Source organism: Nocardioides sp. Soil_C_8 (assembly GCF_057656315.1).
In genome coordinates, this window is the sequence record NZ_JBDGKQ010000002.1 from 348424 (window position 1) to 361223 (window position 12800).

Annotated in this window: 13 protein-coding genes; 3 read left to right on the plus strand and 10 right to left on the minus strand. The window is 73.4% G+C overall.

Translation table 11 applies throughout. From position 1 onward, the window contains the following. Nucleotides 1–2: 2 nt before the first annotated feature. Genes AC3A3L_RS11535 through AC3A3L_RS11550 form a run of 4 tightly spaced genes read right to left on the minus strand, consistent with a single transcriptional unit; the run spans nt 3 to nt 3343 of the window. Nucleotides 3–1754: a VanW family protein gene (locus AC3A3L_RS11535; RefSeq protein ID WP_487640166.1), complete on the minus strand. Its 1752-nt coding sequence runs from the start codon at nt 1752–1754 to the stop codon at nt 3–5. Between the two features lie 9 nt (nt 1755–1763). After that, a complete protein-coding gene (locus AC3A3L_RS11540; RefSeq protein WP_487640167.1) occupies nt 1764–2138 on the minus strand; it encodes a hypothetical protein in 375 nt (124 codons plus the stop codon). Further along, the gene (mshB, locus tag AC3A3L_RS11545; protein ID WP_487640168.1) at nt 2135–3037 is read right to left on the minus strand and encodes an N-acetyl-1-D-myo-inositol-2-amino-2-deoxy-alpha-D-glucopyranoside deacetylase; all 903 of its coding nucleotides are present in this window, start codon (nt 3035–3037) and stop codon (nt 2135–2137) included. Before mshB ends, AC3A3L_RS11540 begins: the two co-directional genes overlap by 4 nt. A gap of 6 nt (nt 3038–3043) precedes the next feature. Continuing rightward, nucleotides 3044–3343: a hypothetical protein gene (locus AC3A3L_RS11550; RefSeq protein WP_487640169.1), complete on the minus strand. Its 300-nt coding sequence runs from the start codon at nt 3341–3343 to the stop codon at nt 3044–3046. Between the two features lie 41 nt (nt 3344–3384). On the opposite strand from AC3A3L_RS11550, the gene AC3A3L_RS11555 reads away from it, so the two are divergent. Beyond that, entirely contained in the window at nt 3385–4491 is a 1107-nt protein-coding gene (locus tag AC3A3L_RS11555; RefSeq protein ID WP_487640170.1) for a hypothetical protein, read from the plus strand. A gap of 21 nt (nt 4492–4512) precedes the next feature. On the opposite strand, the gene AC3A3L_RS11560 is transcribed toward AC3A3L_RS11555, so the two are convergent. The 6 genes from AC3A3L_RS11560 to AC3A3L_RS11585 form a co-directional block, all read right to left on the minus strand. After that, a complete protein-coding gene (locus AC3A3L_RS11560) occupies nt 4513–5319 on the minus strand; it encodes a thioesterase family protein (protein WP_487640171.1) in 807 nt (268 codons plus the stop codon). 25 nt (nt 5320–5344) lie between these two features. Further along, complete coding sequence (locus tag AC3A3L_RS11565; RefSeq protein WP_487640172.1) at nt 5345–6394, minus strand: family 43 glycosylhydrolase; 1050 nt, start codon at nt 6392–6394, stop codon at nt 5345–5347. Between the two features lie 25 nt (nt 6395–6419). Beyond that, the gene (locus tag AC3A3L_RS11570; protein ID WP_487640173.1) at nt 6420–7058 is read right to left on the minus strand and encodes a histone deacetylase; all 639 of its coding nucleotides are present in this window, start codon (nt 7056–7058) and stop codon (nt 6420–6422) included. Beyond that, nucleotides 7031–8584 carry a peptide ligase PGM1-related protein gene (locus tag AC3A3L_RS11575; RefSeq protein WP_487640174.1) on the minus strand — a complete coding sequence of 518 codons (1554 nt, stop codon included), beginning with the start codon at nt 8582–8584 and terminating at the stop codon, nt 7031–7033. The genes AC3A3L_RS11570 and AC3A3L_RS11575 overlap by 28 nt, the downstream gene beginning before the upstream one ends. A 9-nt stretch (nt 8585–8593) precedes the next feature. Beyond that, nucleotides 8594–9703 (minus strand): response regulator, encoded by a 1110-nt coding sequence (locus tag AC3A3L_RS11580; protein WP_487640175.1) that lies wholly within the window; start codon nt 9701–9703, stop codon nt 8594–8596. A gap of 169 nt (nt 9704–9872) precedes the next feature. Continuing rightward, the gene (locus AC3A3L_RS11585) at nt 9873–11180 is read right to left on the minus strand and encodes a cytochrome P450 (RefSeq protein WP_487640176.1); all 1308 of its coding nucleotides are present in this window, start codon (nt 11178–11180) and stop codon (nt 9873–9875) included. A gap of 33 nt (nt 11181–11213) precedes the next feature. Between AC3A3L_RS11585 and AC3A3L_RS11590 the strand changes: the two genes are divergently transcribed. Continuing rightward, on the plus strand, nt 11214–11570 hold the full coding sequence (locus AC3A3L_RS11590) for a DUF3054 domain-containing protein (RefSeq protein WP_487640177.1): 357 nt from the start codon (nt 11214–11216) through the stop codon (nt 11568–11570). Continuing rightward, complete coding sequence (locus AC3A3L_RS11595) at nt 11557–12774, plus strand: MFS transporter (protein WP_487640178.1); 1218 nt, start codon at nt 11557–11559, stop codon at nt 12772–12774. The genes AC3A3L_RS11590 and AC3A3L_RS11595 overlap by 14 nt, the downstream gene beginning before the upstream one ends. Nucleotides 12775–12800: the final 26 nt, after the last annotated feature.

The following is a 12800-nucleotide window of genomic DNA, read 5'->3' on the forward strand; positions in this document are numbered from 1 at the left end:
GCCTACTCGTCGACCGCGTCGGGGTTGGTGCAGATCACCGTGTCGCTGGGGATGTAGGTCGTGCTGAAGACCTCGTCCTCACGCGACTCGGTGTTCTCACCGACCGGCTGGAAGTAGCGCACCACGTCGATGTCGAAGCCGCCGAAGCCCTCGTTCTCGTGGCAGGTCAGCGAGTCGATGCGACGGGTCTTGTGCGGCGTGAGGTTGTGGCGCTCGCCGGTGGTGGTGGTGATGTCCCAGTACTTGGTGGAGTACATGGTCACGGTGACCGCACCGGAGGACGACGGCGTCGAGTCGGTGAAGGAGGTGTCGATCAGCACGCCGTAGGGGGTGTCGTTGCGGAAGCGCAGGTCGACGGCACCCCACGCGACGGTCGCCTCGCGCCCGATCGGGTAGCGGTCGATGTAGAACGAGTGCGGCTTGTGCTCGACGTCCTCCAGCCCCGCGAAGAACATGCCGTTGAAGAGCGTCGTGGCCATCTGGGAGACGCCGCCCCCGAGGTCCTGAACGAGGATCCCGTCGTTGATGACGTAGCCCTTGGTGAACCCATTGGCCTCGGTGCGCTCGCCGACGGTGTCGTTGAGGGAGAACGTCTCGCCGGGCTTGAGCAGCGTGCCGTCGATGATCTCCGCCGCACGACCGATGTTGACGTTGCGGTACTCCGCATAGGGGAAGTACGTCGTGAACGTCGAGACCCGCTCGCGGACCCGCAGGGCGCGGGCCTCCTTCGTGGTGAAGTCCGGCTTGGCGACCTTCGCGGTCAGGGCGAGGGTGCGCTCGCCCTGCGGCTTCGCGACGGCGGCGAGGAAGCCGGCCTCGAGCTCGGCGGGGTCGAAGGTGACCCCCGGCCTGGCCGGGACGACCTGCGGGCGACCGCCGACGAGCCGGACGGTGGCGTCCACCGGCGCGCCCTGCGTGATCTTCGCGCCGACGACCTCGTTGAGCTTCGCCGGGTCGAGGGTCGGCACCAGCTCGCCGTCGGTGGGGACCAGGGTGAGCGCGGCGGTGTAGTCGGCCGGGAAGACCTTGACGTCCGTCCCCTCGAACGTCAGCGTGACCGGCGCTGCGACCGCCGGCGACGCGAAGGTGTCGAGGGCCTCCTGCACGTCGGAGGCGTCGATGTCGGGCTGCACCTCGGTCGTCTCGAGGGCGACGACCGCGGGGTCCTCGTCGAGGAACGCGCCGCGCAGGGCCGTCAGCGTGTCACTGGGGTCGAGCGCCCGGCCGGCACGCGCGTCGGTGGTGTCGATCTGCTCGCCGGAGAAGGCGATGGCCCCGTCGCGGGGCGTGGCGCCGTGCTGCTCGTCGAGCCCGGTCAGGAACGCGTTGTAGGCGGCCTCGTCGACCTCGACCTCGGCGTCGAAGTCCTCGCCGCCGGTGAAGTAGTTCCAGAGCCGGACCGGGTCCCAGCTCTCCTCGCCGCCGGCCTCGGCCACGGACGACTCGTAGTCGACCGAGAGCCCGGCCTGCGCGGGGTCGACGGGCACCTGCTCGCCGTCGACGGTCGTCGCGATGTCACGGGCGACCCGGTCGGCGAGCCCGGCCCGGAGCCGCTCGGCCGCCTCGTCCTGGGGGTGCCCTCCGATGCGGACACCGGCGACGGTCGTGTTGCGCGGGACCTTGTCGCCGGCGGCGTAGTGCGCGGCGACGTAGAGCCCGCCGAACAGCACCACGAGCCCGAGGAGCAGCCACAGCACGACCTTGGCGCCCGCCTTCTCACGGGGCTGCGCGGCACTGGTCTGGTTCTTCGGCACGCGGCGAGTCTAGGAGGGCAGACCCCGAACCCCGGGATCGTCGGCGCGCGCCACAGGCACCTCTGCCGACGTACGACGCCCCGCTCCGGCCGTCGCCACGGCGGCCACCAGGAGCACCGCGGAGCCGGCCAGGAACGACCACCCGGCGGCGTCACCGCTGATCAGGAAGCCGCCGCCCGGCCGTTCGAGGGCGCCTCGCAGGGCCGGCACGCACCAGCCCACCGCGAACGCCAGTCGCGGGCCTCCCGGCGGCAGCCAGGCGATCGCCGCCAGCCCGGCCGCGAGGGCCAGGGCGAGGCCCCACCAACGCTGGTGGACGAGCGTGCCCGCGGCGCCGGACACGAGCCCGACGACGAGGGCCGCCAGCCCCAGGGCCGCCCTCACAGCCCCGCGAACAGGTCCTCCTCGAACCCGTCCGCGCCCGCCGCACCGGGGGTGCCCTTCGCCAGGCGGTAGTACTCGTCGGACCACCACGAGTGCCCGCTCTCGGCCCCGGAGAAGAAGTGGCCGTCCTGCTCGACCTGCGTGGCGTGCTTGCGCAGTGCGCCCATCTTGCGCTCGACCGTGGCCGCGCCGTCGACGCGGGCGCTGATCAGCTCGTCCGGAGTGACGAAGGGCGGCAGCTTGCCGTCCGGGTCCATGCCCTTGAAGGTCTCGGTGTCGCCGGACTCCCGGAGCTGGCGCAGGCTCTCCCGCATCCGCGACTCGCTCATCGCCGTCCAGTAGATCTTGGCGATGTCGTGGGGCTCGCCGAGCTCGAGCTTGTAGGACTCCACGGCTGCGAGCTGGGCGGCGTACATCGCCACGCGGTGGGCCTGGATGTGGTCGGGGTGGCCGTAGCCGCCGAACTGGTCGTAGGTGACGAGCACCTGCGGCCGGACCTCGCGGATGACCGTGACCAGCTCGTCGGCCGCCTCGGTCAGGTCGGCGGTCCAGAAGGCGTTGTCGGGGATCTCCTCGGCGGGGATGGCGTGGCCCTCCTCGTGCCAGGCCATGCCGGAATCGTGGAAACGACCGAAGCCGCCGAGGAAGCGGTGGTCGGTGACGCCGAGGACGGCCATCGCCTCCTCCAGCTCGCCGCGGCGGTGCTCCCCGAGCCCGCCTTTCTCCTCGTAGGCGAGGTAGGACAGCTCGGGCACGAGCACCTCCCCCATCTCGCCGGCGGTGCAGGTCACGAGGGTGACGCCGACACCGGCGTCGACGTAGCGCGCCATGGTGGCGCCGTTGTTGATGCACTCGTCGTCGGGGTGGGCGTGGACGAGCAGCATGCGGTGGTCGGTCATGGGTCCTCAGCCTAGGTCGGGTCGCTTGATGCGCCGGGGCGCGGTCGGGAGGTGCAACGGCGCGGGCGGGTCACCGTGTTCCCGCTCCGGGGCACCGTCCTCCCCCTCGTCGAGCCATCCGTCGTGCGCGTCGACGAGGACCTCGAGCATGAACGCCGGGGCGTCGCTGAGCACCGCCCACGGGTGGTCCTCGTCGTCGTCCTCCCCCGCCAGCCGCTCGCGCTCGACGTCGGCGTCGAAGCCGTCGGCCCGCAGCCGGGCCACGACGGCGCGTGCATCGTCCTCGTCGAAGAAGATCGCCCTCACGGGGGTCATTCTCCACTGCGCCTGCTGGCTAGTGTCGGAGGATGAGCACCGCCTCGGAGTCGCCGAACGTGCTGGGCGTCCACCTGCGACGCACCGACGAGAACGTCCGCGAGATCGCGGCCCTCGCCGCGGTGCTCGGTGAGCCCAGCGGGCTCGACGGGCTGCTGGACGACCTCAAGTACGACGTACGCCGGGCGCGGGTCGTGCCCCGGCTGCTCGGCCGGGCGGTGCGCGAGGCGTACCGCTGGGACGACTACGACGAGCGCGACGTCCAGTGGTACCCCCAGGGCATCTCGACCAGCGCGGACTCCTCCGACACCGAGGACGTCGACGGTCGCCGGGTCGTGGTGACGACGTGGTACTCCACGGGCAAGGACGGCGTGAAGCGGGGCTCGCGGGTGACCTTCGTCGACCTCGGGTCGGGGAAGTACCGCCACGTGCTGCTGGTCTCCCCCGTCTTCGACGAGGCGGGGCACCTCACGCTGCGGCCGATGAGCATCCACGCCGGGGGCATCGTGTGGGCGGGCCCCTACCTCCACATCGCGGCCACGAGCCGCGGCTTCGTGACCGCGCGGGTCGACGACATCATGCGGGTCGCCGGGGACGACGACCACCCCGACCGGTTCGGCATCGAGGGGACCTCCCTCTACTCGTACGGGCACCGCTACGTCCTGCCGGTGCGCTTCACCTACCAGGCCTTCGCCGACGAGGGCCACGAGAAGCTGCGCTACTCCTTCATGTCGCTCGACCGGCGCTCCGAGCCGCCCGCGCTGCTCGCCGGCGAGTACGCCCTCCACCCCGACGCGACGACCCGGCTCGCCCGCTACGAGCTCGACCCCGCGACGTGGCAGCTCGCCACCGGTGACGACGGCTTCTCCCGCCCGCTCGAGATCGACGAGGGCGGTGTGCGGCAGATGCAGGGCGCCGTCCTGGCGGGTGGCCGCTACCACGTGACGGTGTCCCACGGCCCCTGGATGCCGGGCAGCATCTTCGCAGGCCGCCCCGGCTCGATGCGCGAGCGGCGCTGGGCACTCCCGATGGGGCCGGAGGACCTCACCTACTGGCCCTCGACCGACCGGATCTGGTCGGTCACCGAGCACCCGCGCCGCCGGTGGATCCTGTCCATGGACCGGCGCTGGTTCGACTGACCCGGCCGCACCGGCAGGTCGTCAGGCGCGCGGCTGCATCGCCAGCTGGCGGCTCTGGGCGACGAGGCGACCCGCGGAGTCCCAGACCTCGCAGTCCTCCTCGAACATCCCGCCGGCGACGTTGCGGGTGCGGTGCGAGACCTTCAGCCACCCCGGTGCGGGGACGGCCCGGACGTGGACGGTGAGCTCGAGTGTCGGCGCCCAGCCGGGACGGCCGAGGTCGAAGGTGACCGGCGGCAGGGCGTCGCAGACCATGAGAAGGCCCACCGGGTCCACGTCGTGTCCGTCGGCCATCCGGAACCACGCCTGGATGTGGCCCTTGCCGCTCGGGGCGCCCATCGCCCACCCGACGCACGCAGGGTCGAAGCGCAGGTCGAAGCGATCCAGCAGCGGCGCCGTCCGGCGCACGTCCTCGGGTGCGAGGGATGCCGGGACGCACTCCTCGACCGGCGGCAGCACCGGCTCCACGGCGGTCGTGCCCACGTCGGCCGGCATCGCCCGCAGGTCGCCGTACGTCGCCAGGGCGGTGATGCGGGTGGTGCCCTCCTGGCCGAGCTCGGCCGACACGGTGGCGACCGACCCGCCCTCGCGGAGGACCCGCGTGGAGACCTGGGCCGGACCGGGTCGCGAGGCGGAGAGGTAGTGGGCGCTGACCGCGAGCGGGTGGGGCTTGGCGGGCAGGGTCTCGGCGATCGCCCGGCCGATGACGCCCAGGAGGTAGCCGCCGTTGACGCCGCCACCGACCACCCAGCCGGGGTCGAGGTCGGCACCGAGGAGGCCGTCACCGGTTGCGGTCAGGGAGGTGTGGGTGTCCCACTCGGAGGCCATCCTCCGACCCTAGGTCCGGGGCCGGTCAGCGGGCCCGGAGCCAGCGGGTGACCTGCGGCACACCGTCGGTCCAGCCCAGCTCGGCGCCGTACAGCGCCCGCCGACCGCGCTGGCCCGGCTTGTGGTCCCACTTGCCGGTGCCGCTGCACGGCAGGACGGTCTCGCGGCAGGTCCAGCCGTGCAGGAACGCCGTCAGCCCGCCGTCCTTCCGCTCCACCAGGTCGGCACCCCCGGGCCCGCACAGGCCGGTGGTCGTCGTGTCGAGGAAGATCCCCTCGGATGCCGCCGTCCAGTCGAGCAGGCTCGTCGAGCGCCGCCACGTCGTGCGGTAGCCGCAGCGGGTCCAGTCGCCCTCGGAGGCGAGCAGCACGTAGCCCTCCGGACGCAGGGTCAGCACCGGGTTCTCCAGGACGCCCTCGGAGCGGATCAGCTCCGCGCTGGTCACGCCGGTCTGCACCGACTGCCCGTCGCGGGTCAGGGCGACGGCGCGGACCGTGGAGGGGATCCGGTCGGTCTTGTAGAGCAGGTACGACGTCCCGTCGGCGTCGCGGAAGTAGGACGGGTCGATCACGCCGGCGCGCGGGAGCGTCGGGTCGCGCGGCAGCAGCGGGTCCTGCGCGGTGGGCGTCCCGGCGTACGACGGGCACACGAGCGGGGCGCTGCCGACCGGCCGGAACGGCCCCCGCGCGGCGCGCGAGCGGGCCACACCGATGCATCGCCCGTGCTCGCCCATCCCCTTCACCGGGGTCGCGTAGTAGAGCAGCCAGCGGCCGCGGACCCGCGCCACGTCGACCGCCCACACGCCGCCCTCGCGCGACCAGGACGGCTTGTGCGTCAGCAGGCCGGGGCCGCGCCGCCACGGCCCGTCGGGCCGGCGCGACCACGCGTGCGGCACCAGGTCACCGGTGGCGTAGGCGACCAGGCCACCGGGTGCCGCGACGACCGCGGGGTCGGGGAAGTCGAGGTTGAGCACCGGCCGCGGCACCCACTCGTCGGCGGACGCGGGACGCGCGATCGACAGCACGGTCGCGGCGAGCAGCAGCACGAGCAGGCGCGCTGCTCCTCGGTTCGGCACCGGGGGAACCTATCCCGCCGTCGGATCACGCGGGCAGCATTCGCCGCAGCGCGTCGACGCTCCAACGCGGAGCGACCCCGTCCGCGGCCGCGAGGTAGGCCACCCGGGCGTCGGCGTCCAGGCCGAAGCCGTCGGCCAGGCCGTCGAGCATCGTGCGGACGTACGACGCCGACGGGGCATTGGCGGCCGGGGTGTCCGAGCCGCTGAGGGTGAGCATCCGGTGCCCGTCGAGCTCGCCGACGTCGAGGAGGACGTCGTAGGTCCGGGAGAGCCCGTGGCGGGTCGGGCGCCCGCCGGTCGCGAGCACGAGGTCCGCGCCCACCGGCCGCCGCGCCTCCTGCGCGACGAGGTCGCCGAGCTGCTCGAGGCGCATCAGGTACGCACGTGCGTGGACCACTCCCCCGTCACCGGGGAAGAAGAACGCCATGCCGCCTCCCCACACGCTCGACTCCCCGGCGAACGACAGGCGGCCGCGCAGCTCGACGGGCCGGACGTCCCGGGGCGGGGAGGGGTCGCGGCACCCGTCGTAGCGGCGGGCGGCTCCCCGGGGGCGCCCACCGGAGAGGTAGCAGCCCAGCCGGGCGGTCGACAGGTTCGTCCCGTAGGCGGCGTACCAGACCAGCGGCCCGCCGCCCGTCACGCGGGGAGCGTCCCCGGTGTGCACGCCAGCTCGGCCTCCTCCAGCAGCGCCTCGGTCGCCGCCCGGTAGGTCGCCCACGCCTCGTCGGGACTGTCGCCGATGGCCGTCATGCCGAGCCGCCCGCACTCGGTCACGCAGCTGATCATGTGGAAGACCACGCCCGTCTTGCGCGAGTGGTCGAAGTGCAGCCGCCTGCGCGCCACCACGTCGAAGACGTCGCGCGGAGTCAGCGCCGTCAGCCGCTCGTCCTCGAGGTGGTCGGTCGCCACGAGGAACTTCGGGGCACCCGACGCCGCGCGGTAGAGCCCCGCGTCACCGTCGTACGCGCCGCCGACGAGGTACTGCAGGGTCAGGAAGGGGTGGGTGGTGCCGCCCTTGCGGAGGTTGAGCTCGATCGCGTAGGCCCTCCAGTCGTCCGCGTCGTCGCGGACCGCGACGAAGTCGACGGCGAAGCGGCCCAGGACGCCGCGCCCGGCCAGGTCGCGCCCGACGGCCATCGCGGGCTCGGAGATCAGGCGGGAGTACGCCGGGTCCGCGGGGAACACGCAGCCGAGGTACTTCTGGCCGCTCGCTCCGCCGAGCAGCTGGTCGTGGGTCGACAACAGCTCGACGGTGCGGTCGGGCAGGACCCGCATCTGCACGCTCGGGCTGGTCAGCGCCGTGCCGGTGATCCGCTCCTCCACCACTCCGCCGAGATGCTCGAACGCGCTGAGGAACTCGTCGACGCCGAGGTCCGCCGCCTCCGGCTGCAGCTCGTGGATCCGGGTGCGCAGGGCGGACGCCTCGCCCGGGTCGCCCGGTGCCGGCAGGCCGGCGACGTCGACGAGCGCGTTGCCCGACCCCGACACGCCCTCGTTGATCTTCACGATCACCTCCGCCAGCGACCCCGCGTCGGCCCGCATGCGCACCACCGCGTCCACGAGGTCGTCCACCGTCCGCAGTCCCTCTGCCCCCGCCGGCGCGCGCACGCCGACGTCGCCGAAGAGCCGCCGGCACCCGGTCTTGCTGCCGAGCGGCGCGAGGCGCGGGTCGGCGCCGTACATCGGGATGCCGAGGCTGATCGCGACGTCGCGCTCCAGCTCCGTGGTCGTGTAGGGGATCAGGTGGCTGACGGCCCGCTCCGGGATGAGCTCGCCGATCCGGCGCAGGACACGGGGACGGTCCAGCAGCTTCTGACTCAGCGGCCTCGTCGACGCGTCGCCCACCGACACCAGCCGCAGCCTCCGCCGGGCGTTGCTGGGGATCACGCCGGGCAGGAGGCTGAGGTAGTAGTCGACGATCTCGTCGGCGATGGGTGAGGACGTCACGTAGACGAGCCGCAGCATCGGCTGCCGCAGGAGCAGCAGCTGGAACAGCGCGCGCTCCTCCATCGCCTGCATGAGCGTGCCGTTCGTCGCCGTCGAGCGCTCGAGGCTGACCGACGGCACCACGACCGCGGACTCCTCGGGGTGGTCGCGCCGCATGGCGGCCCACACCTGCGGCAGCTGCTCCTGGAGGACGTCGAAGGCGGCGTAGCGCTGCTCCTCGTCCAGGTCTGCCAGCGTGGACACCTCCATCGCCTACCTCCCCACCGTCCCCGCCAGCACGTCGTGCACCCGCACGGGCCGGCTGAAGCCCTTCGGCTGCACGTCGCCGACGACGGCGGCCGCCACCTGCTCCTCGACCTGCGCCAGCACGCGGTCGGTCACCAGGACCTGCCACGCACCCGCGTCCGAGCACAGGCGGGCCGCGAGGTTGGTGACGCTCCCGATCGCGGCGTAGTCCGATCGACCCGGGTAGCCGATCCGGCCCAACGTGGCGAACCCCTGGGCGACGCCGACCCCCAGCGACAGGTCGTGGCCGCGACGGGCCCAGCCCGCGGCGAGGCGTCGTACGTCCTCGCGGACCGCCAGCGACAGGGCGATCGCCGCTCCGGCCGGGTCGGGCACCGGGACGGGGTCGTTGAAGAACACCATCACACCGTCGCCGGTGAAGCGCTCGAGCGTGCCGCCGTGCTCCTCGATCCGCGCGCCGAGCGCGAGGTGGAACTCACCCAGGACGTGCATCACCTCCTCCGGCTCGGAGGCCTCGGCGAACGACGTGAAGCCGCGGAAGTCGCAGAACACCACGACGATCTCGCGACGGTGGCTGGCGAGGAGGCCCTCGTCGTTGACGACGAGGTCGGCCAGCTGCGGCGAGAGGAACCGGCGCAGCCGACCCATCCGCTCGATCTCCTCGACCTGCGCGGCCACCCGGGTCTCGAGCTCGCGGTTCCACGCGGCGAGCTCGGCGGCCTGGCTCCGCACGGTGTCGTGGTAGCCCTTGATCCGCGCCAGCGACCGGACCCGGGCCAGCAGCTCGGACTGGTCGAAGGGCTTGGTGATGAAGTCGTCGGCCCCGGCCTCGAGCCCCTCCAGCCGCTGGGCGCCTCCGCCCGCGGTGATCATGACGACGGGCAGGAACGCCGTGCGCGGGTCCTGCCGGATCCGGCGGCAGACCTCGCACCCGTCCATGCCGGGCATCTGCACGTCGAGGAGGACGACGTCGACCGGTGTCGACGCGAGGAGGTCCAGCGCCTCCTGCCCGCTCGTCGCCACCACGACGTCGTAGCCGCGGGGTGACAGGACCGCGTCGAGGAGGCGCAGGTTCGTCTGCTGGTCGTCCACCGCCAGCACGGTCTGTCCCGTCACGGTGCACCCGCCTGCTCGTGGACGTCGTCCGGCCCGCGGTGCACGTCTGCACCGCTGCCGGCTCCCGTCGTCGGGCCTTCCTCCATGGCACCGTCCCTGCAGCGCCCCCGCGCTCCGAGTCTGCTCCCGCCGTCCCGACCCAGCAAGCCCCGTATTGGGGAAGGGCAGGTCAGGGTCGGAGCGTCGCCGGGAGCGTCTCGAAGCCGCGCAGGATGCGGGTCTCCCGGCGACGCGCACCGGGCTCGAGCCGCAGGTCGGGGAACCGGTCCCAGATCGCCCGCAGGCCGACCTCGCCCTCCATCCGCGCGAGCTGGGCGCCGAGGCAGTGGTGCCGGCCGGCGGAGAAGGAGATGTGGTCCCGGGCGTTGGCCCGGGCGACGTCGAAGCGGAGCGGGTCGGGGAACACGGCGGGGTCCCGGTTGGCACCCCCGAGGATCGCGGTCACCATCGAGCCGCCGCGCACGGCCTCGCCGGCGACCTCGGCGTCGCGGACCGCCATCCGTCCGGTGAGCAGGACCGGCGGGTCCAGGCGCAGCGCCTCCTCGACGACGTTGGGCCACAGCGACGGGTCGGTGGTGACGCGGGCCCGCTCGTCGGGATGGTCGTGGAGCAGCGCGATCCCGTTGCCGAGCAGGTTGACCGTGGTCTCGAAGCCGGCGGCCAGCACGAGTCCGGCCGTGGCCTTGAGCTCGGTCTCGTCGAGCCCGCGGCCCTCCTCGCGGGCCGCGACGAGCTGGCTGAGCAGGTCGTCGCCCGGCGTGCGGCGGAGGGTCTCGAGGTGCCGGCCGAGCCAGGCGTCGAACTGCGCGAGCGCCCGCGAGACGGACCGGTAGCGCCGGAACCCCAGCCCCAGGTCGAGGCTCGGGGCGGCCGCCGAGCCGAAGGCGAGGACCTGCGCCCGTTCCCGCTCGGGCACCCCGAGGATCTCGGCGATGACGGTGACGGGCAGCACGGAGCAGTAGGTCTCGACGAGGTCGACGGGCCCTGACGCCCGCTCCTCGAGGGAGTCGAGCAGGTCGGCGGCGATCTCCTCGGTCCGCTCGCGCAGCCGCTCCACCGCCCGCATCGTGAAGACGCGCGTGACGAGCTTGCGGTAGCGGGTGTGGTCGGGCGGCTCGGTCACCAGCAGCGACGGCGGCTCGACCGGGTGGAGCGTGGTGGGCGCGGCCCAGCGCGAGACCCGGCCCAACGCACCCTGGGTCGTCGGAATCCCGGTGCGGAAGTCGTCGCTGGTGAGGACGTGGCGAACGGCGGCGTGGCTGGTGGTGACGTAGCCGATGCCCGAGCGGTAGAGCGGGCCCTGCGACCGGAGCTCCTCGACCAGGTCGAAGACGCCGTCGGTGCCGGTCGCGCCCAGCCGGATGAGCCGGGCCTGGAGGTCGCCCCGGTCGGCTGCGCGACGCAGGTAGAGCGTCGGGAGTCCGTGGGCCACGCCCCAGTGGACCGCCGACCTGAGCTCAGTGGTGGGCGCCGCCATGACCCGAGGGTAGTGCTGCCTAGGCTGGCCACCATGTGGCTCGCGGTCGACCTCCTGCTCGTCGCCGTGTTCGCGACGATCGGGCGGCTCAGCCACGACGAGTCGCTCACCCTCGCCGGCTGGTGGACGACTGCGTGGCCGTTCCTCACCGGCACCCTGCTCGGCTGGGCCGTCCTCGCTGCAGCGAGGAGACCACCCGCCGCGGTCACCTCCGGCCTCGTCGTGTGGCTGGGCGCGCTCGTCGGCGGGATGGTGCTGCGCCAGGTCAGCGGACAGGGCACCGCGACCCCGTTCGTCGTGGTGGCGACCCTGGTCCTCGGGGCGTTCCTGGTGCTGCCCAGGGCCGGAGTCAGGCTCGGTGCGAGGATCGGTGCCCGTGACCGACGCTGACGCCCGCCCCCGCAGCGCCGTACGCACCTCCGGCCTCGCGTTCGGGGTCCTCTTCACCGCCGTGGCCCTGGTCTCGGTCAACCTGCGGCCCGGCGCGTCGTCGGTCGGCCCGGTCCTCGAGGAGCTGCGCACCGGCCTGGACATCAGCGCGGCGGTCGCCGGGGCGATGACCGGCCTGCCCGGGCTCGTCTTCGGCCTGGTCGGGGCCGTCTCCGTGGCGTTCGCGCGCAAGGTCGGGATGACCGCCGGCATCACCATCGGCCTCGCGGCCGCGGCCCTCGGCCTCCTCCTGCGCGTCACGACGGGCAACGTCCCGCTCTTCCTGCTGCTCACCGTCGTCGGCCTGGCGGGCATGGCCGTCGGCAACGTGCTGGTGCCGGCATGGATCAAGGCGCACGGGCACGCCGTCGCGCTGATGACGGTCTACGGCACCGGTCTCGTGGTGGGCGCCACCCTCAGCTCCGTGCTGACCGCCCCGGTCAGCGAGGCCGCAGGCTCGTGGCGGGCCGGCCTCGGCATGTGGGGCCTCCTCGCGGTGCTCGCCCTCCCGCTCTGGGGCTGGCTGACCCTCCACGAGCGCCGCTCCCCCGCCGAGCACCAGGTCAGCGGCGACGCCGCTCCCAGCGGACGGATCATCCACTCGCCGACCGCGGTGGCGCTGACCGTGCTCTTCGGCGTCCAGTCGATGCACGCCTACGTCCAGTTCGGCTGGCTGCCGCAGGTCTACCGCGACGCCGGGATCTCCGCGTCCCACGCCGGAGCGCTCCAGGCGCTGCTCTCGAGCGTGGGCATCGCCGGGGCCCTGGTCCTGCCCACCGTCATCGCGCGCGGTCGCGGGCTGCGGGTCATGGCGGTGTCGTTCGGGGTCTTCCTCGCGCTCGGCTACACCGGCCTCGTCGTCGCGCCGGCCACCGTCCCGTGGGCCTGGGCGCTGATGCTCGGCTACTCCGGGCTCGCCTTCCCGACCGCGATCGCGCTCATCGCCGCCCGCACCCGACACCCGTCGGTGACCGCCCAGCTCTCCGGGTTCGTGCAGCCGGTGGGCTACGCCCTCGCGGCCGCCGGGCCCTTCCTCGTCGGCCTGGTCCACGAGGCGACCGGCGGCTGGACGCTCATCCTCGTGCTCCTCGCCCTCACCTCGGTGCCGTTGACCGTCGCGGGCGTGCGCGTGGCGCGACCGACGTACGTCGACGACGAGATCTGAGGCGCGACTCACACCCCTCTGTCAGG